We start from the raw sequence: 26,154 nt of genomic DNA on the forward strand, positions 1-26,154 counted from the left end.
AATACCCATAATATATTAACCTCATTTCTATCAATCATAACTGCGAAAATAGGTTATATTTTGATACTTATCCCTGAATATATTTTTAGTATTTTTATCATTACTATCATTACAATGATAATAACTATTTCGTTAATTATTTTATATCAAGGGAAATATCAACTAGGTAACTAAAGACTGTTGGGGGGAGGTATATTAAGTCTTATTTTCGCAGCAATAATACCTGTTATTTTAATATTACTAGAGTCTTACGAACCCAAAATAAATAATTATTATTTAAAACTTCGGCAACCTTCTAAAATATACGAAAATAAAAAAATTATTTTAATCTTTTTTTAAAAAAAGACTAAAAATTCAGTTATTCTTAAAGAATATTTTTTTAAAAAAGTGTCTAAACTTTTGAAACAGCCAAGCGACTCCTAACCTAAAAGTATAGAATCAAAAATAAAACCTTTTAAAAAGAGCTAATGATTTCGTATTATTAGCTACAAAATTAAACAAATCAAATCTTATTTAATTTAATATTTTATTTTTTTCGTCAAATAAAAAAGACTCAATAAATGAGTCTTTTTTATATAATAATATTTGTATTATTTTTTTGGTGGGTTTAGTTTTCTTGTTACAAAATTAAATGTTTGTGTTTGAGAAAATGTTGTGCCATCTATGTTTAAAGTTATTTTTTGATTAATTTGTATCTTTTAAGATCGTATTCGTCGATAGAAGAAAATTTGGCTACTTGTAGGATTGTATGTTGTCATTTTGATTAATTTTCCTGTTTGAAGGTTAAATTCTTGGATATATTGAATTTTTGTACCATCATCTTTACAAAATGTTTTTTTAATTAATTTTTCATTAGAATCATATTCTAGAGAAGAAGAAATTTTGTCACTTTCATATTTGTAATCATCTTTTTTAATTAATTTTACGCTAGAATCATAAGTATTTTTAAAGGTTTGTTTAATTTCTTCATTATTATAAAATGTTGTTTTATTTATTTTACCATCTGTATCGTATATAATGGATGAATTGAATTATTTTTTTCTATTTTCAGTATATTTTTTCTAATTCTTTTCTTACTTCAGGAGTGTAATCTTTCATTGAATCGTTGATATTGTAAAAAAACTAATTTAATTATTTTTTTGTTTGAGAATCATAAACATCTATATGATTAATTTGTTCATCAGATCGATAAAAAATTTTATTGATTTGACATTGATAATCTTTTACCTCTTTGGTTTTAGAAAAAAAGAACAATTTAATTATTATTTCAGCAACAATGATCAAAATAATTATAGAAAATATTATTATTAATTTTTTCTTATTTTTCTTAGATTGTGGATAATTATTTTTATACATATATAAAATGAATTCCTTTTCTTTTATTATCGAATGTAAAAAAATAAGAACGCTTTAATTTTAACAAAAAAAAAAAAAAAACAAATAATACCTTTTGATACTAAAGTTATTTATTTAAGTAGATGAAGATATTAATTAAAATACATAAAGTTATAAATTTATTTATTTTTTTAAACAAAAGATTTTTAAATAAAAAAGTAAATATAAAAATAAAAAGACTCAATTAATTGAGTCTTTTTTTAATAAAAAAATAAAAAAAATTATAAAAAAACAATTAATAATATCTTTTTTTAAATTTTAAATATTATTTAATTTTATATAAATATATTTAACTAGTTTAATTTAAAATTGAAATATATTATATATTCGTTTAAGATATTAATAACTATATTAAAAATAACCTTTCAAATAAACTACTTTATTATTCATTCAAACACAATTACTGTTGTGATTAGGAATTTTTTATCTTTGAATAATAATTTCGATAGGTTTTTTGCGAGAAATTTTCCAAATAGGAAAAAAAGTAGCCAAAAACATCACTAAAAAAGTAATTAAAAAAATAATTTTCATAACGGTAAAATTAAAACTAACTAAATTAACCCAAATTAAATTAGATATCATTTTATTACCATACCAAATGATTGTTTTGATTAAACCAAAAGATAATAATAAATTAATAATCGCAAGAATACAAACTTCAATTGTAAAAATAGTAGATATATCAAAATTATTCGCTCCAAGAGCTTTTAAGATTCCGACTTCTTTTATTCTTTTTTGGATACTATTTGAAATGAAATTAAATATTAAAATAAACGAAAATATACTATAATTTATACTCAAAAATAAAAGAAACAAACTTAATTTTTTAAATATAGGTTCTGAACCATCAATAAAAGAAATAGCAGGTATGTTTTGTAATGATAAGTTAGAATAAACATTATCGTAATGCATTTTAACAATTTCTGTTAATTGTTGCTCTTTTAAGTCTTTTGCATTCCCTATTAAACTTTTAAGTTTAAATTTTGCTTTATTTTTTGTAAATTGTTTTTCATCTATAAAACATAAACTATTTATACCTTCATCTTTATCCAATCTATTTAAACTTAAAGAAACGATTTTAACAATATTTTTCATAAAATCTTCTCCTATTTTTTTTATTTCTTCTTCAGATAAATTTAAGACATCATCAAAACGATTATCAGGTTTTGATAAAGCAAATGATTTTAGTTTTTCATAACGAAGACTTTCTGGAATTTTATCAAAAATATATTTACTAACAAAATAATTATAATCTGTATTTAGGTCTTCTTCTTTCGGTTTTATAACTCCTATATTATTCCAAAAATTTATATCCTTTTTATCAATTACAACAAAATTTATTTTTGGATTTAAGTATAAAATTAAATCTGGGTTTTTTGACATAAATAAATCAGCATTATTTTTATACGTGTATACATTTTGGAAATGAGCGTTAGGATATTTATTTTTAAATTCTTCCACCTCATTCTCATTTTTAAAATCTGGATAATTTGGTTTATTATAAAAATCTTTATTTTTTGGAGAAATAATTAAAGGTATATATGTATTATTTTTAAATGTATATTTAGCGATATCAGATTTATTGTAAAAAGAAAAACACAAAGAAACACCTAAAAAAACTAAAGACATAACCATTAAAAAAATATTAAAAAATAAATTAACTGGTTTACTTTTAATGTTATTCAAAGCGATTCGCAAAGCTATTTTGAATGGTAAACGAGACTTAATAGCGAGATAAGAATCAGCATTATCTAAAGCTAAATCGTTTTGAAAAATATTTTCTTTTTTATTTACTTTATCAGAAAATATATTACCATCTTGAATCTCGATAACACGATCAGCATAAGCATAAGTATTTTCTATATCATGAGAAACTAAAACTACTAATTTTTCTTTGGAAATTTCTTTCAAAATATCTAAAATATTTTTTCCTGTTTGGCTATCTAAAGCACCTGTAACTTCATCTCCAAGAATAATTTCTGGATTTTTGATAATAGCTCTTGCGATCGCTACTCTTTGTTTTTGGCCACCTGATAATTCTTTAATATATCTATTTTCAAGACCTTCTAAATCTAATTTTTTTAAAATATTTTTTATATGCGATTGCTCAAATTTTTGATTTTGTAATTCTAAAGAAATACTAATATTTTGAAATACTGTAAAATCTTCTAATAATTTATAATCTTGGAAAATGAAACCGATTGATGTATTACGATAAGCATTAAAGTCTTTTTGGCTAAATTCTTTAGTAGATTTATTTTTAAATATAATTTCTCCATGATTATAATTATCTAAACCACCTAAAATATTCATTAAAGTGGTTTTTCCACTTCCTGTTTTCCCTAAAATAAAAACAAACCCTTTTTTAGGTAATGAAAAAGTAATTTTTTTTAAAATAGAAAAGTTTTCTTTTGTTTTTTTATTATAATAAATTTTAGATAAATTTTTAATAAATAACATAAACCTTTAAAAATCCTATTCTGATATTTTTAATTATAATAAATTTAATTTATATTTAAATTTAAAAAACCATATTTTTTAAAAAGTAAAAATTAATATTTCTTTTTTTTCAATATATTAAATATACTATATTAAATATGATTGATTTTTAAATAATTATATAAACAAAATAATTTTATTTAAATATTTAACATTAAAAAGAATAATATTTTTTTAACATAATCGTATTTATATTATTTAAATTAAAATCATATTTAATATTTATTTTTAAATAAAATTTTATTAACTGAAAATCCAAATTACCAACATCAATTTGTTTTTTTAATTCTTTTAAACTTAAACCTTTAATGTTAAATCAAGACCAAAATAAAACTTGACTATCATCGTGCTCACTGCGCTGTTCCATTTTTTTGGACATATTTTAATTTTAAAATTGTTCTTTAAAACTTAAAATTAAGTAGATAATTTCATATCTTTTCAAACTAACAAAGTTGTTTTTAATTAAATTAAAAAGTGTCTAAAGTTTTTTAATAATTTGCTAGTTTCAAAAGATATTTTTTTCAATATTTTACCCTTCCATATATATAGTTAGGTAAAAAAAGTTAAAAAGGTGTCTACAAAATAAAAAGAAAATAATCTTTTATATAATTTTAATATTTTTCTTAAAAAAAGGGTGCAGAAAAGTAACCTTTTTTATAAGGTTATATTATTTATGTAAATTTAACTAATAATTTATCTAAGAGTTTGAAAATATTGTAAAGGGGATAAATTATTTAATTTAGTTAAAAGCCATTTATGATTCCAAAAAGAAGGAAATTGATTAATTATTTTTGTGATTTTTGGAATTGTTTTTTGAAATAAAAAAGGATGACGATGATATAAAATACTTTTCATTTGGCCGAACAGATTTTCAATTACTGCGTTATCACGTGGAGTGGCTTTGCGGGACATGCTGATTAAAAAACCTTTTTTAGTTAGGATTTGTTGAACTTTTAGAGATTGATAAACTGAACCTTGATCAGAATGAATAATACAAGGTTTTTTTAATTTAGGTAATTTTTGGATTGTTTTTAATACTAAATCTTTATTTTGACAATTAGAAGTATGTGAAGCGATAATTTGATTATTAAAAGAATCTATAACACAAGAAAAATATAAAAAACCTTGAGGAGTTTTAAAATAAGTAATATCAGTGAATAGTTTTTGTAGGGGTCGAGATGAAATAAATTCTTGATTGATTAAGTTAGGTACTATTTTAATTTTATTTTGTAAATTATTTTTATAATGATGTTTATTTTTTTTAATTCTTAACCGACAAAAAATATTTTTTTCTTTCATAATGAGATAAACTTTTTTCTTAGTAATTGATTCATTGAAAGTTTTTTGGTATAAAACAGTAATTTTATGATGACCGAAAAAATATTCATGATTACAACATAAAGCTTCGATTCTTTTTTGTTGCAAAAGGTATTTTTCTTGTTTTAATTTTAATTGTTCTTTAATTTTTAACCAGTAATAATAAGTACTTCTTTTGATTTGGATAGTTTTTAAAATGGTAGTAAGATTTAAGTTATTTTTAAATTTTTTAACCAAATTAAAAACTATTTTTTTATCAATTTTAGTTATTTTTTCAATCATTTTTTGCAATAATTTGAATTTTTGTTTTAATTTTTTCATTATTAAACACTATTTACCTTATTTTTTTTGATTATATTAATAATTATAATTCAAAAAGGTTTTTAAATCAAAAAAATACCATTAATTTGTTTTATTTTTTAGTTTTGCGCTGATGAAATTGGTAAGGTTTGAAAAAAAAGGGGGGCAGCGTAATGGGGGGATTCTTTATTATTTTTCTTTTTATTATGTATTCTTTTTATTTTTGTTAGCGCTCCAGCGCTTATATTATTTGATTTATATTTTTATAAACAATCTTTTTCCAATGGAAAGGGTTTTAAAAAAGAGATGTTATTTATATCGATAATTAATAATGATTTAAAAAAAAGATATATCGACAATATCAAATATCGAATATCATTATCATTATCGATATAAAATATCAAATATCACTTGTTAAATAAGCTTGTTGCAAAAAGGGTTTTTGGGGGCAGTAAAGTGTCAGTAAAGTGTCAGTAAAGTGTCAGTAAAGTGTCATAAAAGTGTCATAAAAGTGTCATAAAAGTGTCATAAAATTGTTAGTTAAATAATTTGTTTTGTTTTAGATATATATTTATATTTGGGATGTAATTTTCTGATGCGATATCCTCGTTTATCTTTGGTAATAAAGAATTTAATGTGTTTTAAATCTTCTAAGCGATAATAAATAATATTTAAACCTTTTTTATAATTGCTTTTTAAAGGTTTATCATATTTATCTTTTTTATGATTATCTAATTTAAATAATTTTAAAGTATCTAATTTATTGATATTGATTTTGCTCATTAATTCTTTTATTTGGTTTTTGGTTTCATTTTTATAATTGATTTGGAAAATATTAAATTGATGTTTAAGGGTATTATTTTGAGTTTTAAGAGGGGTTGAAGGGTTAAGTAATAATTTTGTATTGTCATCTACTTTTATGGCTTTAATTATGTCTATTTTGTATTTTTTAATTTCTTCTAAGATTTTTGGATCTATAAATAAAGTTTGATTTTTAGGGCGATAATTAGCTTCTTGGTAGGTATTTTTCTTTTTGGAATGATTAATAATGGTGAGGTTAATTAAATCTTCTTTTAAAGTTTTCAAAAAGTGTTTGATTTGTTCTAAATCAGTGGGAGTATTTTGTTTATTAATTTGAGGTGTTCCAAAACTTTAGACACTTTTTGTTTTTTAAAATTTATTTAAGGCTAACTATTAAGTTAGTCTTTTTTTATTCTCTAAGAATAAAATTAATTTTCATATCTTTTCTAAAAACGTTTTTAGAAAGGGATTAAATGTTAAGAAAAAAATTATTTAAAGATTTTTTAAAAAATAAAAAGAATTTAGAAATAAGAGATCAATTAATTGATCTTCATTTGCCATTAATAAATAAAATTGTTGGTAAATTTAAATATTATCCTAAATTGCTCCAAAAACAAGATTTATATCAAGAAGGAGTTTTAGGATTAACGAAAGCCCTAAGTAATTACCAAGATTTAGGTTATGACTTTATCGCCTATGCAAAACCAACAATTAAATCTGAAATCAATGAACTAATAAGAAAAAGTTATTCTCCTTCAATCCCACAAAAATCTACTAAACCAAACAATATTAGTTTTCAAGAAGAAAAATATCAACCTTATAAAATCAGCAACCCCAATCCTCATCAATTATGGTTAAAACAAACAAATCACGAATGTTTGTTAAAAAAACTAAAAAAGAAATTAAGTAAAACAGGATTTAATATTATTTGTTTAAGTTTTGGTATCACTTTAGACAACATCAACGAAACTTATCAACGACCTCATACCAACCAAGAGATCGCGCTAAAAATAAATTTAAAACTTCAAACAATAATCAACATCAAAAAAATAGCTATTCTAAAATTAAAACCTAAAAAACCAATGGAGAAATAAAAAAATGTTAAATAAAGTTCAATTAATCGGCCGCATCACTAACGCCCTAGAATCACAATACATTCATATTAATAATGAACAAATCACAAAAATTGATTTCAACTTAGCTATCAACAATAAAGATAAAGTTCAATTCATCCACTGTGTTGCCTTTCGTAATCAAGCAGAAAACATGAGTAAATATTTACACAAAGGTTCAAAAATATATATAGAAGGAACATTATCTATTCAAAAATACACTAATAACGAAAACCAAAACAAAACCAATACTAAAGTTATTTTAAACAATGTTATCTTTTTAGATAATAACCCCCCAACCCAAAATTAAAAAGGAGTCACTAAAATGACAAAAAAAGAATTAATCAAAACTATCGCAGTAATGCATAAAACTTCGGTTACTCAAACCCAAGATTTTTACAACTCGTTCGAAAATGCTTTAATCAAAGCAATCACATCCAACGAAGAAGTGGTATTATCACCTTCAATTGGCAAATTCATCTTAAAATCAAGAAAAGCCCGCGTGGGAAGAAACCCCCAAACAGGTAAAAAACTCAAAATCCCTACAAAAACTGTGGTAAATTTTAAACTTTCTAAAACTATTAAAGATGAAGTCAAAAACCTTAAATTAAAATAAGGAGAATAAATTATGTTTATTTTTTCATTATTTGCAACAATTAGCAATTTTATCTTAAATTACTCTAAAGGATTTAGCACTACCGAAATCCTTGAACGAAGAATAGACGGAATCCAAACAACGATTTTCACTATTCTTATTGTCTCTGGTTTCAAACCTATTTTTAAATTAATTGCAAATATTTTGATTTTCGTCAAAGATTTGATTTTAGGCCTCTTTTTCCCCAACAAAAAACTCCAAAATTTAGAAATCCAAAACGCCAAACAAGAATATTTAGAAAAACAGTTATTAAAAAAACTAGATAAAATAAATGAAAACCAAGAAAAACTCCAATCCCAATTAGAAGTGCAAAAAGTAAAAGTTGCTCATTGGCAAGAGAAAAAAGCAAGAAAAAAAATACTAAAATTAAAAAACAACAACAAACCTCACGGAAAGGAAAATGAAAATGAATGAACTTAATTTCGCCATTGGATTTATCGTTGGCGCCCTATTCGCAACTGCTTTAATGTTTATTATCAAAAAAATCTTTTTTAATTTTTTTCCATTACCAGAAATTAATAAAACAGATGAAACTAAAAAAGATAACAAACCCAATAAATCATCTTCAATTATTCCAAACCCAAATAACAATTCAAAAGAAAAAAATAATTTAGAAAGTGAAAATAATTAAATGAAAATTAATAATTTAAACCAACGAACTTCTGAGTGGTATAATCATCGCAAAAAATATATCAATGCCTCTGAAATAGGAAGTATTACAGGAAATGACAAATTTAGAAGTTTAGAACAATTAATACATGACAAAATATTTGGAACAACATTTACAAGCAATAAATTCACCGAACACGGCAACAAAACCGAACCCCTAGCGAGAACTTTTTTTGAAAAAATAACTAATCTAAAATTCCCTGATACCATCTTTACTGATGATACTTTAGATATGTTTTCTGCAAGTCTTGACGGTTATAACGAACAAACCAACACTTTATTAGAAATTAAATGTCCTTATGTAGATGAAAATAACAACATCTCCTCTACTTGGAATGGTTTCTTTTCACATAAAAAAATCCCTTCTAATTACTGGGCGCAAGTTCAATGTCAATTATATTGTTCTCAATCTAAATTCGCTTATTTCTTTGTTTATTTTAATGACACTAATTATCATGTTGTTAGGGTTTATCAAGATAATAATTTTATTAACCAAATGATTGCAGACGGCAAAAAGTATTTAGAATTATTAAAACTCAATAAACAAGAATTACAACAGACAACTTATTTAAAAAAATTAAGTAAATTTAAAATATAAAAAAAAGAAAGGAAACTAAAAATGAAAATCCAAAAAAACCAAAAATAATTATTAAGAAAAAAACAATTTAGAAAGTAACAAAGAAATAAATAATTAATACAAAGGAGAAAAAACATGTCAAAAAAAATAATTATCACTAAAAAACCAAATAAAAAATTAACCAAAACCCAAAACCCAAATCAAAAAATATCAATCCCAGAAACAAAAAAACTCAATCATCACATTTCACCCCCAACTCCTAATATCAATAAACTAAATTTATTAAAAATAATTACTTATTTAACTATCATTTTATATTTTATTTTACATGTCAACGTTATTTATTACCAAAACCAAATCCCTTGGTTAACAACAGGAATCAATAATTTTATCGATTTAATTAAAACAATTTTTTCAGGAGGAAACAAATAATGAAAACACAAAATAAAAATAAAATATTAATTATCATAACATTTGTAATTGTTCTATTTTTCTCAATTATCTCAATTTATGCTTTAAACGATTACTTTAACAAACAAAGAAAAGAAAAAATAAATTTAATAAATGATTTTCCTATTTTCACTGTTGAACGAACGGGTGGCAACAACGAAAATCAAATACTTTTGCCGATTTCAATTCCTAACTTAAGCCAAAAAAAATACAATCACTTAATTACTATCGAACACGAAGCAATCCTTAACTCAAATGGAATAGATATTTCAATACCCTTATATTTAAAATTATCAACCCAATATAACACTAACCAATCCTTTAACAACCCAGAAAAATATTTAAACATAAGCCTCAAAGTTAATAACAATGATTATGACGACACAAAACGTCCCCAAATGATATTAAACGACAAAGGTATTGGAATTATTAAAATTCAAATTAGCATCGAACAAAAAGAAATCATCAATTCCAAAAACCCTCAATTAGAATTAATTTGTGATTACGAATTAGTCGATTCCCAAGGTAAATCTTTCGAAGGCGGAAATCAAACTATCGAAAACAAAATTGCTCAATTAGCAAAATAAAATATTAAAAGACTAAACAAAATTTGTATTAGTCTTTTTTTATTTTTCAGAAAGGTATTAATATGAAAATGAATATTAAAAAAAATCAAAATAAAAATTTAAATCCAACTAATTTAATAATAATCATTATAACATCTATCATTTTATTTTTAGGAATTCAAGTTTGGATCCACCATCAAGCTTTAATCGAAAATCAAACCCAAATCCTAAATCATCATAAAAGATTAGAAACCCAAAACAAAACTAACCAAGAAACTAAAAAATATTTAGAAGACCAAATAACTAAAAATAATTCATCACCAGAAAAAATTCAAACTTTTTCTTCATCAGAATTACAAGAAAAAACAATAATCCCGAACGATAACCAAGAAGAATTATTATTTAAACCTTCTAACAACAATAAATTCCCAGGATTCAACCAACTAATCGGTTTCAAAGAAGAAAAACAAGCATTAGATGGATTTATTGATTATCTCAACAACAAAGAAAACTACAAAAATATTGGAGAAATCGAATCTCCTCTAGGTATTTTAATGTATGGAGCCCCTGGAACAGGAAAAACCACTCTCGCAAGATCCTTAGCCAAAGAAACTAATTTACCCTTCTTTGAAGTAAGCAGCTCTTTATTCTCACAAAAATACAAAGGTATCGCCCCTCAATTAGTCAAAGATTTATTTATGACAGCTCGCGAAGAAGCAGCCCAAAACAATGGCGCAATCATCTTTTTAGATGAATGCGAAACTATCTTTACTGATTTAAGCACTTTAGAAACTGATTCAGAAATTGCCAATGTTGTGAATCAATTCAAAACTGAATTGACATCTTTTAAAAACAACCCTGAAAAACCTATTTTCATCATTGGAGCTACAAACCACATTAACCAAATCGATGATGCCATCAAATCAAGATTCACTTACAATATCGAAGTCAAACCAGGCAACAAAGAAGAAAGAAAACAATTCCTAGAATTTTTAATCAACAAACGTAAAAACCCTTATAGTGAAGAAGCCAAACAATACTTATATGAAGTCATTAACGAAGCTTTAGAAATATTACCGCCAAACCATCAATTCAAACAAGCCAATCGTACTTTGGAAAACCTCTTAAAAACAACAGTAACAATCTTTGCGAAAAACAGAGGTCAAGGTGAAACTAGAAGAAATGAAATCAACAAAGAAGATTTAAAACAAGCATATAAAATGATAATTTCTCCTAATATAAATATATTAGACCAAATAGAAAAAAACCAAAAAGGAGATGAATAATATATGTTAACACCATTTGACTTAATCAAAGGATTTTTATCATTTAAATCTTATTTCACCTGGTTTTTAATAGCCACTACCATCTTTAGTCTATTTGTTTTCTTTAAAAGAAAACTTTCACCCACTCAACAATCAACAACATCATGGAAAGGCTATTTAACTTATTTTTTAATTATAATTGGTATTTTAAGTTTCATTTATTTATGTTTCTTTCATAAAACAGAACCATCATCTAAATATGCAGGGCAATTAGTCAACAAAATCGACAAAGCCATCGATAAATACGAAAATACAATAAATAATTACAAAGGATTAAAAACTAATTGGGAAAGTGAATTAAAAAAATGTGAAGATGAATTAAAAGAACTTTACAATGCCCAAGAATCCTCCCAAAAACAAAAAGAACAAATCCATGAATTGTTAGAACAAAATGAAGTCAAAATCCAAGAAATAAAAGAACAATTAAAAAACACAACAGGTAACATCACTATCTTAAAAGGCAAGCTAACTCAGTTAGAAAAAGATAAAGATGCCAAAGAAAAAGAAATTAAACAAAAACAAGAAGAAGAAAAATTAGCTTCTCCTGACGATAAAATTAGATTAAGAGCACAAATTGAAAAACTCCAAGATGAAGTAATAAAATTAGCTGGTGAAATCGGCAAAATAAAAGTTAAAATCAAAAATTTAGAAACAGACCAAAAATATTATCAAGATATGTTATCTGGTGCTGAAAAATTTAAAAAAATGTTAGAAGAACAATATAAAGATTTAACTGAAGGAGAAAAAAGATTATATAATCAAATCCAATCAGTTGAAGAACGTCATGCCGAAATCCAAAAAGAAATTGATGCAGTCAAGAAAAAACTAGATAAAATCGATTTAGAAAAAGATTTATATACATCCCTAAAAATAAAATATCGCGAAATGCATAACCGCCTGATAACTTATGAAAAAGAACATGAAGCATCAGCTGGAAACATAGTAAAATGGGGATTCAAAGCTTTTGATAAAGTAACTGACTTAATCCCCGCTAAATATGGTATGAAAATTATGGGCAAAGCAGTTACTTTTACACGTAAGTTCGCTCAAGGTATGTCAAAAGCTACTTTAGTTCTTCACGAAGGCCACCGTTTGTGGCATTTATATAATGAAGTCGCGCAAGAAAACAAAGAACATCCACCAATGATTACCGAAGAAGCTTTAAAAATGTATACTCAAGACATCGACCGTGATTTAGCCAAACTTGACGCCGACTACAAAGATTACGAAAAAAAGCTAGCTGATTATAAACTTCGTCAAAATGAAAATAATTTAGAACAAGAATTAGAATATTCTAGATCAATAGTTCGCGGAATAGCCCAAAAAGAACAATCAGTCATCGATGAATATAAAAAAATCACTAAGGATTTAGAAGCAGAATACAATAAAGCTTCAGATAATGACAAATTATACAAAACTAAAGACAAATTAGAAGAAGAATTAGAAACTAAAATCGAAGAAGTGAATGATTTAAAAGAACAATTAAAACAAAAAAATCCGAGTTACGCTCGTGCTCAACAACGCCTTCAAGCTAGACGAGTTGGTAAAATCCCTGAAATGGTTATGATACCAAATAAAAAATAATTTTCCTTAAACATTTTATTCATAAAATTATATAATAGTGATATATTCATATTTCAATATTTGATAATAATCACTATTATCAGAAAGGAAATGAAATTTATGAATAATAATTTTTTTAAAAAACATTTAGTAACTATTGTTATCACATCTCTTTTTGGAATAGCGATTATAATTGGTTTTTATCAAGGATTTAATGATTATCAAAACGAAAAAAATTATTTATCTCCTTTAGAGAACAAACCCCAACAAATCCCTTCAAAAATAAAACGTTCTACGGAAGAAACACCCCAACCGAAAATTAAAACAACTGCTGTTCGTTTAGACCAAATTAAAACTTATCTCTTTGGCGAACCTACTGACACTTCTAAATTACCATCTGATTTATCAGAGCGAGAAAAAACCCAAATCAATAAACTAAAAAATAGTTGGCAATTATCATTGAATTTATTAAAAAAAGAAAAAACAGACGTTGATGAAGAACAAACTAAATGCGATAATTATAATCTCAAAATTAAAGAAATAAAAAATCAATATCCTTCGTTAATAACTAAAAAAAATCAACTAGAACAAGATCAAGAAGACAAAGAAAAAGAAATCAATCAAAAAAAAGAAGTTCGGAAACAATTTAAATGTTTACCTAATCAACCCGAAGAAGTTAGAAAAAAAAGAAAAGAAAATTTTGATTTATTAACAGCTGAAATTGAAAAACTCCAAGATGAAGGAATAAAATTAGCTGGTGAAATCGGCAAAATAAAAGTTAAAATCAAAAATTTAGAAACAGACCAAAAATATTATCAAGATATGTTATCTGGTGCTGAAAACTACAAAAGAATATTAAAAGAACGATATAAAGAAGGTGAAAAACAATATAAAGATTCAATTATTTCTAAATTAAACAAACTCTATGACATTACCTCGACTGAGGGATAAAAAATAAAAGGAGTTATTAATAATGGTTAAATCAAAAAAACAATTATCTATATTTACTTCAATTTTATTTATTTGTTTAGGATTATTCTTAATTACTAATAATCAAATTTATGGTAGTCCTAAAAAAGATATTTCATCATCAAAAGAAATAGAAAAACAAGATATTAAAAATTATTTTGATTTATATAATACGCTTGAAAATTGTTCTAATGAAGAAAGAAATATAATTATTCAAATATTATCAAACTCAAAAACAGTAGATTTATTAAAACAAATGGCTAAAGAAGAAGCCAAAAATAAACCAACTAACAAAGAAGAAGGTTCTTCTTCCCAACAACCTGATAGCTCCAAAAAATAATTAATTAAGACTCTCGATAGAGAGTCTTTTTTATTTAACAAACTCACATAACGGCAAGACAAACATAACACCAAAAAAAGGAGGTAACCAATTATGTCAAAATCAATCAAAATTCCCTTTATCTAAATATTTCATCATTATTTATTTATTATTATTTTTAATTTGTTGTCCTTCTATCTCCGCTCATCCTTATTTTCATCATCAATCTAAATCAAAAATAAAACTATCTGACTACCAAACCCTTCAACAAGAATGGTTAGCCACTCAACCCAAAATGAAAAGATATGACATTCCTGTTTTATCCAAAGAAAGCATCCCTGATATCTTAAAATATTTTAATATCAAAGCTTATCTTTATGATATTTCAACTCCCTCCTACAATCCTTATGATTACACTTTCTTCGACGCTAAACTCAAAAACCCTCCTTCAGGTTTAATTGGGGCTTATTTCAAACCAAGACATAACCCTTTTAATATCAAATATCCTGATGAAGATGATGAATTCACCTTAGAAGAACTCCTTGATTACGGAATAGCCATCAAAGAAGCCTTTGTCTTTTGGGATACAAAACAAAAACCTCAAGAAGAAAATGTAAATATAGAATTAATAATAATTGAAATGTTTGCTGACCAAAACAAAGAAGAAGCAATTAATAATTATTTAATCAAAAACAACATCATTAAAGAACCAAAACTAATTAAACTAGGTTGTTATAACGCAACACCTCATACTGGATTAGTATTGCCTTTACCTTTTGGAAAATTTTTATTTGAATTTGAAATTGATGCCATTTATTTTGATGACGGCATAAGGTTATTATCTGAAAATCGAAATATACAATCTCTAAGAAACCGATTAGAATGGAAACAAGAATTTCTACAAGAAGTTATAATAAAACAAAATTCATGTGAAGATACACATTTCAAAACTGTCTATCAAGAAAGCATTAATGAAATTAATGAAAGCATCAATCAAATAAAAGAAGATATTATTAAATCTCAATCATATACTATCGAAGACTTAACAAAACTCTCAAATGGTGCCAAAAACATCTATCTTTTCTTCCTTAATGTTCAAAAAAGAAAAAAAATTATTGAACTCCCTGACTCTTTAGACCCTTATCAAACTATCCGAGATTGGAAAAGAGAAAACAACCTTTATACTTTCCCTCCTTTAATAGAAGAAAGTGAATATAAAGAAGAAACAGAAAAGCGAAATTGGGATATTGAAATAACTTCTCCTTCTTATAAAAAAATAGATATTCCTTTTCAAATTAAAAAAATATTCCAATGTTTAGAAACTGATGATTGTATTTATTTTGTAGTTTGTAATAATGATACACTCCAAATTAAACTCGTCGAACAATATCGTGATGCTTATATAAATTGGTTAAAGCAATGTTACATTCAATATGGATGTTCTTATTCAGCTCAAGAAATAAGAAATAAATTTGGAAAAACATCGAGAATTATTTATGATGAAAACGGAAATACATGTTGGTATCAATATGTCCCAGGTTTTTTCTCTGATGATTGGATTGTTAATGGTCATAATTGTGTTGGTAATTCTAATATTTTTTATAATTTTTATAACACCACTCCCCCACCCAAAAGAATTGAATTAAGCTTTAAATAACAATTTAAAAGACTCTCTTGTAGAGTCTTTTTTTATTATCTAAAACCCAATTAAAGGAGAAAAAAATGAAACTTATAGTTTTTGAAGGACTAGATGGTAGCGGCAAAACAACTTTAATTCAAGAATTACAACAAAAACTAAAAAAACAAAAAATAAATAATAAAATTTATCAAGGTTTAGGAAGTAGTTCTATTGGAACAGAAATAAGAAATTTATTTTTAAATTATAACCAAGTTGATTACATTACTCGTTTTTATCTTAGCATCACTAATATGGCTCAAATCCAAAAAGAACTCATCTATCCTCATTTAAAACAAAATCAACTCATAATCTTAGACCGTTGGTTACCATCAACATATGCCTACCAATTATTTCCTTATCTTAAACAAACAAAATCTTGTTTCGATTTAAAAGAAATTTTTGATATCACTCATAAAAAATTATTTATTAAACCTCATTTATTAATTTATCTAGATATTAATCCTCTTATTGGTAAAGAAAGAAAACAAACCCAAAAAAACCATCAATTAGATATTATCGAACAAAAATCCTTAACTTATCACCAAACTGTCCATAAAGGTTATTATCATTATTTAACTCATTATCAAAACAATAAACAATTAATTCTAAATGGTATTGATTCCCTTCAATCAAATGTTACTAAAATTATGAAATTAATAAGAGATATAAAATGAAAAAAATCATAAAGAAAAAATGTCAAAACGGTAATTTATATATCTATTTTCGCAACGGCAAAATCAAAACAATTCATAAAGATGGAATTATTACTTGGCGTACTAAAAAAATCTATTAAAACAAACCAAAGACCCTCAAAAAGGGTCTTTTTTATTTAGAAAGGAATTTAAAAATGTTAACTAACCAAGAATTTATTAATATCAACCAATTAAATACCAACTCAAAATCAGTTCAAATCATAAAGCTTATTTTCAACAAAGCAACTTTGAATCTTACTATTGATAAATATATGAAAAGTAATCACATTCAATTAAATCATTATTTCGAAACCAACAACTTTTGTTCCCAATCCCAAAAATCAATTCGCGGAAAAATTAACGAATACCTGATTTTGCTTTATTTAAACCATAAAGGAATTAAATGTTTATATCCTAAATCATATTTATTTTTCATCCCCGACATCAAATTCGACTTGGTTTTATTCACACAAACCAAACGCATTATCGCCTTCAATTTCAAAACTTGCCTTCGTGAACGATACAAACAAGCCATCATTGAAGCACAACAACTAAAAAAACTAGACACTCGTTTTGAATATTATTTATTAACAAACGATGAAGTTGAAACTCAAAAACTCAATAATAAAATTAAAAACGGTAAAGTACAGTCAATTAATAAAGTAATTAATTTATTTTCTGATAATGCTAATCTCTTCTTAAAAACCTTACTAATGAATGAATTCATCACTTTTCCCAATATTAATTTAATTAAAAAGAAGGAGTTAAATAAAAATGTTAACTAACGAACACCAAGCCTTAATTCAAATTATTAATTACATCGAAAAAGGGGAGTGGAACAAATTAAAACTTTATTGTCAAATAATCAACCCTAAATATTTAACCAAATCCAATCACCAAAAAATATATAACGCTTTAAAATATTTATATTTAGAAAAAAAATCAACTCATCCTTGGGATAAAATCAAAACCAAAGAGACAATTATTAAAGAATTACTAACTTATCTTCAAACTCATTATCCTCAAGAAAATTTTAATAATGAATCTTTGATGTTTTTAAACAATAATAATATCCATAATGAACATCTTTTAGAAAATTTAAAACATACTTATACCCAAGAAACTTTATTTCAACAATTAATAAAAACAATCAACCCTTCTTTTGATAATCAAGATCTTTATCATAAGCATTTATACTACCAAGAAATCTTTGATAAATTAAGAAATTTTATTAATCTTATCCCAAACAAAAAAGATAAAACTTTATTAACCTTGAACCAAATGACAAAACTTTATCCCGAAGTCTTTGAAACCGACAACATTTCCAAACAAAAAATCCAAGAAGAATATTATCGTTTATCAGACACTTTCAAAGGATTAAACCAAGCCACTAAAGGGTTCAAAAAAGGTCAAATCATCACCATTGGAGGCTATACTGGTTTAGGTAAAACATCTTTTATCTATAATCTTCTTTTAGATTTAGCCAAAACTAAATACCAAGAAAACCAACATTATCCTTATATGTTGGTTTTTTCTTTTGAAATGACTTCAGAAGAAAACCTAAATCGTTTATTATCTAATCAAACTCAAATTCCTTTAGATGTTATTTTAGATAAAAATTTTGATAATATCACACAACAACACTATACGAAAAAGATGATACAAGCAAAACAATTTTTTACTAATATCAACTTATCTTTTAGTTATGACCAAGAAAAAAATATTAATTATATTGTTGATTTATTGTATCGTCTTCATTTAGAATCCAAAATAGAAATTGTAGTCATTGATCACCTTCAAATCACAAAAGCGAGTAATAAAATGGATAATGACCGTTTAGCCATTGATGAAATCATGACCAAAATTAAAGAAATCGCCATCGAATTAAAAATTGTCATTATCATTTTATCTCAATTTTCAAGAGATACTTATTCTAATTATAACGGAAAATCCCCAGAAATCACCGCACTAAAAGGCTCTGGCGGAATTGAAACCAATTCCGACATAGTATTAATTATGTCTGAATTTAACCCAAATATTAAAAAAAATACCACCAAACCCCTAAATATCTATACTTCAACCTTAAATCAACTATATTTAGAAGCTGATGACAATGATAATCAAAAAATAATTGAAGTAAATATTAAAAAAAATCGCAGCGGAACTAAAAAAACTTTAGTCTATCATTTTAAAATGACAACTCAAACTTTTCAAGAAGTAGGTTATGTTTTACCTTACCAAATAGAAGATTTTTAAGGAGTAAAAAAATGAATAATCAAGAAAAAATTAACTACATCAAAACTAATTTCCCCATGATAGTTTTATTAAAAAAATTAAACATCCTCCCATCAAACTTCAACAGCAAATATCGTTTTCCTTGTCCCATCCATCAAGGTCTAAATCCAACAACTTGTCATATAAATGATAACAATAACATTCACTGTTGGAAATGTTGTCGCGATTTTGACATTATTGATGTTTATAAAGAAATTCGTGGAATCACAAACTTTAACGATGCAGTCAAAAAGATTTTAAATTTTATGCATTCTCAAAAATTTGAAATCTTAACAAATAAAGAAAAAACTAACACCTCAATATCCTCCAACCCTTTCAAATTACAATATCATCCTCCCAAACCCCATAACCCAATAGATGAAACAGAAATTAATATCAAAAAAACACAATTATTCAAAGAAATATCTCCCTTATTTAATCAAATAAGAGATTATTATAATTATTTGTTAACATCCAATCAAAATGATGAAAGGAAAATAGGATTAGATTATTTAACACAAAAGCGCCAATTAAATTTAGAAACAATTAAAGAATTTAAATTAGGTTATGCTCCATTATCAAATAAACCATTATCTTTTAGATTAATCAATTTCTTAAAAAAGAAAAATGTTAATATTGATAAATTAGTAGAATATGGTTTTATCAAAGAAAAAACTAATTTCAAAGGAAAAAAATATTATCATGATACTTTTCATGGTTCTATCATTATCCCGATTGAAAATGGATATGCTAAAACATTTCACTTTTATCAAAACCATTTTTGCGATACTAGCTATTTTCAACCCAAATATCAATCTCTTAATAATTTCAGCCAAACCCCCACTTTTCATTTTAGTTATCGTTTCTTTGAAGCATTCCCTTGCATTAAACAAACTAAAATTATGATTGTTCATGAAGGCTTTTTTGATGTCATTAGTTGTTGGCAAAATGGAATTAAAAACGTTGTGGGATTAATTTGTGTCACACAATTATTTTCTCAAACACAAATAGACATTCTTAAAAAAGAAAATATTAAAATCATTATTGCCTTAGACAATGACGAAACAGGAAAAAAACGTAGTGAATTATTAGGTGAACAATTAAAAAAAGAAAATATTATCTATGAAATTAGACACATTTTACCACCTTATAATCAAACTTGTAAAGATGTCGATGATTTATTTAAACAATATGGAATCCAAGCTTATCAAAAATGTTTCTTAGACCCATATATTTCTTACGAAGCGGCCAAAAAGAAACAAATAGTAGATTTAGCTATATATTACTTTGGCAAAGATAAAGTAGAAGTAATTAACGAATAATTTATTAATTAATTTAAAAAAAGGAGAAATAAAATAATGCAAAACAATACCAATCAAGAAATTAGAATCGGAGGTGAAATTAATAAACAAAATACTCCCACTGATTTAGAACAAATCAAACACTTTTTGAAAACTTTAAAAGAAGATTTAATTAACCTCACCATTATTAATCATTCCAAAAAGAAAAATACCTACCAAGAAGCTAATTATCGCCCTAAAAATCAAACTTTATTTATAGATCCAAAAATCTTAGAAGAAATTAAAAAATACAAAATAGACATAATTAAAGCCATAAAAGTAGATGACAATACAAAATTATTACTTAACCCTTCAACCCCTCTTAAAACTCAAAATAATACCCTTAAACATCAATTTAATATTTTCCAAATCAATTATAAAAATGAAACCAAAAACCAAATAAAAGAATTAATGAGCAAAATCAATATCAATAAATTAGATACTTTAAAATTATTTAAATTAGATAATCATAAAAAAGATAAATATGATAAACCTTTAAAAAGCAATTATAAAAAAGGTTTAAATATTATTTATTATCGCTTAGAAGATTTAAAACACATTAAATTCTTTATTACCAAAGATAAACGAGGTTATAGAGTTAAAAAACTCCATCCTATGTATAAATATATATCTAAAACAAAACAAATTATTTAACTAACAATTTTATGACACTTTTATGACACTTTTATGACACTTTTATGACACTTTACTGACACTTTACTGACACTTTACTAACAGTTTTATAACAGTTTTCGTCTCTCAATTTACCTGTTAAAAACTAGCTTTTATAACAAGTGATATTTGATATTTTATATCGATAATGATAATGATATTCGATATTTGATATTGTCGATATATCTTTTTTTTAAATCATTATTAATTATCGATATAAATAACATCTCTTTTTTAAAACCCTTTCCATTGGAAAAAGATTGTTTATAAAAATATAAATCAAATAATATAAGCGCTGGAGCGCTAACAAAAATAAAAAGAATACATAATAAAAAGAAAAATAATAAAGAATCCCCCCATTACGCTGCCCCCCTTTTTTTTCAAACCTTACCAATTTCATCAGCGCAAAACTAAAAAATAAAACAAATTAATGGTATTTTTTTGATTTAAAAACCTTTTTGAATTATAATTATTAATATAATCAAAAAAAATAAGGTAAATAGTGTTTAATAATGAAAAAATTAAAACAAAAATTCAAATTATTGCAAAAAATGATTGAAAAAATAACTAAAATTGATAAAAAAATAGTTTTTAATTTGGTTAAAAAATTTAAAAATAACTTAAATCTTACTACCATTTTAAAAACTATCCAAATCAAAAGAAGTACTTATTATTACTGGTTAAAAATTAAAGAACAATTAAAATTAAAACAAGAAAAATACCTTTTGCAACAAAAAAGAATCGAAGCTTTATGTTGTAATCATGAATATTTTTTCGGTCATCATAAAATTACTGTTTTATACCAAAAAACTTTCAATGAATCAATTACTAAGAAAAAAGTTTATCTCATTATGAAAGAAAAAAATATTTTTTGTCGGTTAAGAATTAAAAAAAATAAACATCATTATAAAAATAATTTACAAAATAAAATTAAAATAGTACCTAACTTAATCAATCAAGAATTTATTTCATCTCGACCCCTACAAAAACTATTCACTGATATTACTTATTTTAAAACTCCTCAAGGTTTTTTATATTTTTCTTGTGTTATAGATTCTTTTAATAATCAAATTATCGCTTCACATACTTCTAATTGTCAAAATAAAGATTTAGTATTAAAAACAATCCAAAAATTACCTAAATTAAAAAAACCTTGTATTATTCATTCTGATCAAGGTTCAGTTTATCAATCTCTAAAAGTTCAACAAATCCTAACTAAAAAAGGTTTTTTAATCAGCATGTCCCGCAAAGCCACTCCACGTGATAACGCAGTAATTGAAAATCTGTTCGGCCAAATGAAAAGTATTTTATATCATCGTCATCCTTTTTTATTTCAAAAAACAATTCCAAAAATCACAAAAATAATTAATCAATTTCCTTCTTTTTGGAATCATAAATGGCTTTTAACTAAATTAAATAATTTATCCCCTTTACAATATTTTCAAACTCTTAGATAAATTATTAGTTAAATTTACATAAATAATATAACCTTATAAAAAAGGTTACTTTTCTGCACCCTTTTTTTAAGAAAAATATTAAAATTATATAAAAGATTATTTTCTTTTTATTTTGTAGACACCTTTTTAACTTTTTTTACCTAACTATATATATGGAAGGGTAAAATATTGAAAAAAATATCTTTTGAAACTAGCAAATTATTAAAAAACTTTAGACACTTTTTAATTTAATTAAAAACAACTTTGTTAGTTTGAAAAGATATGAAATTATCTACTTAATTTTAAGTTTTAAAGAACAATTTTAAAATTAAAATATGTCCAAAAAAACGGAACAGCGCAATAGCATCTTCAAGTTTCATCCAGAGAAATTTTCTTCTTCTACGCTCTTCTGTTGTATAAGTTTTAATTTCAGAATGAGTTTCCCGAATTAATTGGTTAAATAATTGGCATAAACTTTTTTGCGTTTCGAGTTCAATTATTTTTTTTCTGTTATTTGTTTTTTGGTCGTCTTTTTCTTTAATTGATTCTGTTATACGAAGTAAAGCGCTTTCTGCTTGGGTAAGTTGCGTTTTATTATTTTTCTCATAAAATTCTTGCAATTCATCCATTGATTTTCGAAAACTGTCAAAAGTTTTTTTAACTGATGCAATAGCACTTTTAGAACTTTTTATTTTATCCTTTAAATTAATTACATCTTGAATTAGTTGATTACGTTCTTATTGAATTGCGCTTTTTTTATTTTCAAAATCAGTAGTTAGCTTATCATATCTTCTTTGGAATTCGTTGGATGTTAATGTTTTAGTTTCTTGAGTTATATTTGGAGTGGTTGGTGTTGCAATTGGTGGGTTTAAAATAGTTGTTAAATCTTTAATTGCTGTTTGAATATCATTTATTAATTCTTCGAAACCGATTGAATCGGGGTGTTCGATAGATAATTTACTTTGCGAAGTTTCAACATCAACTTCTAAATTATTTAGTTGTAAAAGTTTAGATTGGTCGTTAATTCTTTTCTTTATTATTTCAAATCTTTTTTGAAACATTGCTAAATCAGAAATTGTTTGAGTTTGTTCTATTTGTGTATTTCTATTAGGAAATAACTCATGATATTTTTTAGCAATTTGAGCTCTAAACATAAAACCGACAAAATATAGGCCGATAATAGCGGTTATCATAGCAAAGATGTTGAAAAAATTATTATTGGGTTGGGTTGTTTTTTTGTTTTATTTGTTTTTTTCATTTTTGTTCCTTTCAATTTTTAAATTAGTTTTATATCGTTTGCGGATTGATTTTTGTTTGAGTTGAGGTATGCCTTTGAATTTTACGTTGTAAAATTAAAAGTCATGATTCTATTTTTAAAACGAAGTTTTAAAAATAAATAGTATTTTGAATTGCAATTTTTTGTCCGCCTTCGATACCATTACCGTCTTTGTCTACAACTTCGTAAGTAGTTGTTAAAATAATCTCGCGGTCAGTTAGCACATCTTCATTGGTGAAAACTTCTAAGTTATTGTATACTACACTTTCGTTAGCTTTATATTTTCTAGTGTCTGGAATGTCAGCGCGGAAAAAGCTTTTTGTTTTGTTTCGTATTTAGTTTTGTAATCGGACATTATATTGTTTAAATATGATAAATCTTTTTTTGTTGAGTTTTCATTTATAAAAATTCCTTTTTTATTTTTGTTTAGTTATTTTTAATTTTTGATTTTAATGATGGCGCAAATTTAAATACTGGAACTTTAATTTGTGGAGATTTTTCAATAGATTGTGTAGAAATGTTGTAAAAATTACGTTTTTTGCGAGTTTGAATTTGTATTTTTCCTAAATTTTTGGATAATAAAATTTCTTTATTTTCTAACATTAAATTAGGTAAAACTTTATCCATTAAATGTTGTATACCATTTCTAAATTTTTCATTGCTATTGGAGCGTTTCCAGTAAATTTTTGTATTTCTATTTGCCATTCTTTAATAATTGTTTGTTTTAAAACTTTGTTTTTCATGATTTTTTATTTCCTTTTTTTTAGTTTTTTAATATTTAAGATAATTTAATTTATAGTGTTTTAAATTATTATTATTTGTAAAATGAAGAAGCAGTTTGAAAATATTCTTGTAATTTTTGAATGGCGTCACTTTTGGTTTGTATGACTTTTTCAGAAGTTGTATTTAACATTACGGCAATTTCATAGTCAGAAACGGGAAAGAAGTGGGTTTCGTTGATATCTCCTAAAGTGATACCAAAGCTTAAAACAATGATTGTAAATTCCCTTTTACTTAATATATTTTTTAGGTTTTTTAAAAAACGTTCGTGTTTAGCTTTTTTAACCAAATTTGGTGAGGGTTGAGGGTAACGGGAGACGGTAAATAAAAATCATCTTCATCGAGAGAGAGGTGTGTTTTTGGGGCTCGGTTTTTTGATTTTTGGGGTAACAACGGATGATGACTTGTCCTAACTTCTTCGTGGATAAAGAATTTAATCATCGGGGGGTAGCGTAGGTAATAAATTTATGGCCTAAATCTTGATAATCGTCAAACGCTTTTTTAAGACCTAAAATAACCGCTTGAAATAAATCCTGTCTTTGGATAGTGGACGAAAGATAATTGAACGCACTAAAAATTTTATTGATAAGTGGTTAATAAGGTTTTAATTTTTTAAGTTCTGGCATTAACTTTTTTTCCTTTCGAAGAAATATATTTTCAAAAAATACGAAATTCATCTAACTTTGGATAATAAAAAAAGACTAACCTTTAAGTTAGTCTTTAAAAATAATTTAAATTAAAAAGTGTCCGAAATCTTGGAATAGCGCATATATAAGATTTTTTAGGTATGAAAAAACCACTATAATGAGTGGTTTAAGTGTCGAAGGATAATTCATAATTATAGAAAAGTTATTTTAAATAAAGGTAGTTTTCAGAAAGAACAATTTATTTTGCTCTAATTGTGATAATTTTAAAAATATCTTTATGTAAAACACCATAAATTCTATATTTTTGAAGATATAATTGATAAATGTATTTTTGATAATTGTCCATTCCTGTTAATGAAGTTCTTAACAAAATAGGTTGGTTACGACTGTTTTTTGACTCATTCAATCCCAACCTTCTAAAAGTTTTACCATCTATTAAATCTGAAAGTTTTCTTTGTGTTAATTCTTTTAACTTTTTGAAAATAGTTTCTTGTATTTCTTTGTTTTTTTCGATTTTTTTAAAATCTTTATTAATTTTAAACAAATTATCATTATATTCGAAAGAAAAATTCATCGTTTTTTATTGTTAGTTAAAACGATTAACGAAAAACACATATAAATCTTTATTAATTTTCCTAATCGCGATTTTTTTCATTCGCAACATATTTTACCAAATATTCCGCTACTCTCTCAGCAAAATCCGCGGGTCGTCTTTCTATTGATAATATCGAAAAAAATAAAATTAAAAATATGACAAAAAAAAGAAACTTTAATCCGAAATATAAAGAAGCTCTCCGAAATTTTAGACAATTTTTTATTTTCAAAATTGATTTGTATTTTTT

28 protein-coding genes and 1 pseudogene are annotated in these 26,154 nt (G+C 24.7%); 19 read left to right on the forward strand and 10 right to left on the reverse strand.

The genetic code is table 11. The features are described from left to right. Positions 1–698 precede the first annotated feature (698 nt). The 5 genes from LFWB_RS03975 to LFWB_RS00265 all read right to left on the reverse strand — a co-directional run bounded on the left by LFWB_RS03975 (position 699) and on the right by LFWB_RS00265 (position 6,597). A complete protein-coding gene (locus LFWB_RS03975; RefSeq protein WP_210954911.1) occupies positions 699–1,019 on the reverse strand; it encodes a DUF2963 domain-containing protein in 321 nt (106 codons plus the stop codon). Between the two features lie 112 nt (positions 1,020–1,131). Continuing rightward, complete coding sequence (locus tag LFWB_RS00250) at positions 1,132–1,356, reverse strand: hypothetical protein (protein WP_210954721.1); 225 nt, start codon at positions 1,354–1,356, stop codon at positions 1,132–1,134. A 462-nt stretch (positions 1,357–1,818) separates the two neighbouring features. Further along, positions 1,819–3,855 (reverse strand): ABC transporter ATP-binding protein/permease, encoded by a 2,037-nt coding sequence (locus LFWB_RS00255; protein ID WP_210954722.1) that lies wholly within the window; start codon positions 3,853–3,855, stop codon positions 1,819–1,821. 732 nt (positions 3,856–4,587) lie between these two features. Further along, the gene (locus LFWB_RS00260; RefSeq protein WP_210954511.1) at positions 4,588–5,532 is read right to left on the reverse strand and encodes an IS3 family transposase; all 945 of its coding nucleotides are present in this window, start codon (positions 5,530–5,532) and stop codon (positions 4,588–4,590) included. Between the two features lie 519 nt (positions 5,533–6,051). After that, on the reverse strand, positions 6,052–6,597 hold the full coding sequence (locus LFWB_RS00265; RefSeq protein ID WP_320412073.1) for a phase variable surface lipoprotein: 546 nt from the start codon (positions 6,595–6,597) through the stop codon (positions 6,052–6,054). A 188-nt stretch (positions 6,598–6,785) separates the two neighbouring features. Here LFWB_RS00265 and LFWB_RS00270 point away from each other — a divergent pair, with 188 nt between their 5' ends. The 19 genes and pseudogenes from LFWB_RS00270 (at position 6,786) to LFWB_RS00360 (ending at position 22,630) form a co-directional block, all read left to right on the forward strand. Beyond that, positions 6,786–7,406 carry a sigma-70 family RNA polymerase sigma factor gene (locus LFWB_RS00270; protein ID WP_210954482.1) on the forward strand — a complete coding sequence of 207 codons (621 nt, stop codon included), beginning with the start codon at positions 6,786–6,788 and terminating at the stop codon, positions 7,404–7,406. 4 nt (positions 7,407–7,410) lie between these two features. Continuing rightward, the gene (locus tag LFWB_RS00275; RefSeq protein ID WP_210954483.1) at positions 7,411–7,734 is read left to right on the forward strand and encodes a single-stranded DNA-binding protein; all 324 of its coding nucleotides are present in this window, start codon (positions 7,411–7,413) and stop codon (positions 7,732–7,734) included. 15 nt (positions 7,735–7,749) lie between these two features. After that, the gene (locus LFWB_RS00280) at positions 7,750–8,040 is read left to right on the forward strand and encodes an HU family DNA-binding protein (RefSeq protein ID WP_210954484.1); all 291 of its coding nucleotides are present in this window, start codon (positions 7,750–7,752) and stop codon (positions 8,038–8,040) included. A gap of 12 nt (positions 8,041–8,052) precedes the next feature. Continuing rightward, positions 8,053–8,493 (forward strand): hypothetical protein, encoded by a 441-nt coding sequence (locus LFWB_RS00285; RefSeq protein WP_210954485.1) that lies wholly within the window; start codon positions 8,053–8,055, stop codon positions 8,491–8,493. After that, positions 8,486–8,710: a hypothetical protein gene (locus tag LFWB_RS00290; protein WP_210954908.1), complete on the forward strand. Its 225-nt coding sequence runs from the start codon at positions 8,486–8,488 to the stop codon at positions 8,708–8,710. Before LFWB_RS00285 ends, LFWB_RS00290 begins: the two co-directional genes overlap by 8 nt. Next, positions 8,711–9,346: a YqaJ viral recombinase family nuclease gene (locus LFWB_RS00295; RefSeq protein WP_210954501.1), complete on the forward strand. Its 636-nt coding sequence runs from the start codon at positions 8,711–8,713 to the stop codon at positions 9,344–9,346. 114 nt (positions 9,347–9,460) lie between these two features. Then, positions 9,461–9,757, forward strand: coding sequence for a hypothetical protein (locus tag LFWB_RS00300; protein WP_210954487.1), 297 nt, complete (start codon positions 9,461–9,463; stop codon positions 9,755–9,757). Further along, entirely contained in the window at positions 9,757–10,362 is a 606-nt protein-coding gene (locus tag LFWB_RS00305; protein ID WP_210954488.1) for a hypothetical protein, read from the forward strand. The genes LFWB_RS00300 and LFWB_RS00305 overlap by 1 nt, the downstream gene beginning before the upstream one ends. Before the next feature lie 68 nt (positions 10,363–10,430). Next, entirely contained in the window at positions 10,431–11,627 is a 1,197-nt protein-coding gene (locus tag LFWB_RS00310; protein WP_210954913.1) for an AAA family ATPase, read from the forward strand. A gap of 3 nt (positions 11,628–11,630) precedes the next feature. Then, the gene (locus tag LFWB_RS00315) at positions 11,631–13,250 is read left to right on the forward strand and encodes a DNA double-strand break repair protein Rad50 (RefSeq protein ID WP_210954723.1); all 1,620 of its coding nucleotides are present in this window, start codon (positions 11,631–11,633) and stop codon (positions 13,248–13,250) included. Between the two features lie 99 nt (positions 13,251–13,349). Beyond that, the gene (locus tag LFWB_RS00320; RefSeq protein ID WP_210954724.1) at positions 13,350–14,180 is read left to right on the forward strand and encodes a coiled-coil domain-containing protein; all 831 of its coding nucleotides are present in this window, start codon (positions 13,350–13,352) and stop codon (positions 14,178–14,180) included. Between the two features lie 22 nt (positions 14,181–14,202). Beyond that, positions 14,203–14,538: an SVM family protein gene (locus LFWB_RS00325; RefSeq protein ID WP_210954589.1), complete on the forward strand. Its 336-nt coding sequence runs from the start codon at positions 14,203–14,205 to the stop codon at positions 14,536–14,538. Between the two features lie 274 nt (positions 14,539–14,812). Continuing rightward, on the forward strand, positions 14,813–16,174 hold the full coding sequence (locus LFWB_RS00330; RefSeq protein WP_246454223.1) for a hypothetical protein: 1,362 nt from the start codon (positions 14,813–14,815) through the stop codon (positions 16,172–16,174). A gap of 47 nt (positions 16,175–16,221) precedes the next feature. Continuing rightward, positions 16,222–16,869, forward strand: a pseudogene (gene tmk, locus LFWB_RS00335) (dTMP kinase); the annotation flags it as partial. Positions 16,870–17,042: 173 nt separating this feature from the next. Then, the gene (locus LFWB_RS00340; RefSeq protein ID WP_210954507.1) at positions 17,043–17,672 is read left to right on the forward strand and encodes a hypothetical protein; all 630 of its coding nucleotides are present in this window, start codon (positions 17,043–17,045) and stop codon (positions 17,670–17,672) included. Continuing rightward, on the forward strand, positions 17,662–19,143 hold the full coding sequence (locus LFWB_RS00345; protein WP_210954508.1) for a replicative DNA helicase: 1,482 nt from the start codon (positions 17,662–17,664) through the stop codon (positions 19,141–19,143). Before LFWB_RS00340 ends, LFWB_RS00345 begins: the two co-directional genes overlap by 11 nt. An 11-nt stretch (positions 19,144–19,154) precedes the next feature. Further along, positions 19,155–20,483: a toprim domain-containing protein gene (locus LFWB_RS00350; RefSeq protein ID WP_210954509.1), complete on the forward strand. Its 1,329-nt coding sequence runs from the start codon at positions 19,155–19,157 to the stop codon at positions 20,481–20,483. A 36-nt stretch (positions 20,484–20,519) separates the two neighbouring features. Continuing rightward, positions 20,520–21,155, forward strand: a complete 636-nt coding sequence (locus tag LFWB_RS00355) for a hypothetical protein (RefSeq protein ID WP_210954527.1) — start codon at positions 20,520–20,522, stop codon at positions 21,153–21,155. A 530-nt stretch (positions 21,156–21,685) separates the two neighbouring features. After that, entirely contained in the window at positions 21,686–22,630 is a 945-nt protein-coding gene (locus tag LFWB_RS00360; protein WP_210954511.1) for an IS3 family transposase, read from the forward strand. 281 nt (positions 22,631–22,911) lie between these two features. On the opposite strand, the gene LFWB_RS00365 is transcribed toward LFWB_RS00360, so the two are convergent. The 5 genes from LFWB_RS00365 to LFWB_RS00385 all read right to left on the reverse strand — a co-directional run bounded on the left by LFWB_RS00365 (position 22,912) and on the right by LFWB_RS00385 (position 25,886). After that, complete coding sequence (locus LFWB_RS00365) at positions 22,912–23,238, reverse strand: hypothetical protein (protein WP_210954725.1); 327 nt, start codon at positions 23,236–23,238, stop codon at positions 22,912–22,914. 108 nt (positions 23,239–23,346) lie between these two features. Next, positions 23,347–23,802, reverse strand: a complete 456-nt coding sequence (locus LFWB_RS00370) for a hypothetical protein (RefSeq protein ID WP_210954726.1) — start codon at positions 23,800–23,802, stop codon at positions 23,347–23,349. Positions 23,803–24,311: 509 nt separating this feature from the next. Beyond that, a complete protein-coding gene (locus LFWB_RS00375) occupies positions 24,312–24,512 on the reverse strand; it encodes an HU family DNA-binding protein (RefSeq protein ID WP_210954727.1) in 201 nt (66 codons plus the stop codon). A gap of 590 nt (positions 24,513–25,102) precedes the next feature. Continuing rightward, the gene (locus LFWB_RS03910; RefSeq protein ID WP_210954915.1) at positions 25,103–25,252 is read right to left on the reverse strand and encodes a sigma factor; all 150 of its coding nucleotides are present in this window, start codon (positions 25,250–25,252) and stop codon (positions 25,103–25,105) included. A gap of 298 nt (positions 25,253–25,550) precedes the next feature. Continuing rightward, entirely contained in the window at positions 25,551–25,886 is a 336-nt protein-coding gene (locus LFWB_RS00385) for a hypothetical protein (protein ID WP_210954728.1), read from the reverse strand. Positions 25,887–26,154: the final 268 nt, after the last annotated feature.

The organism is Candidatus Phytoplasma luffae (genome assembly GCF_018024475.1).
In the GTDB taxonomy this organism is placed as follows: Bacteria; Bacillota_I; Bacilli_A; order Acholeplasmatales; family Acholeplasmataceae; genus Phytoplasma; species Phytoplasma luffae.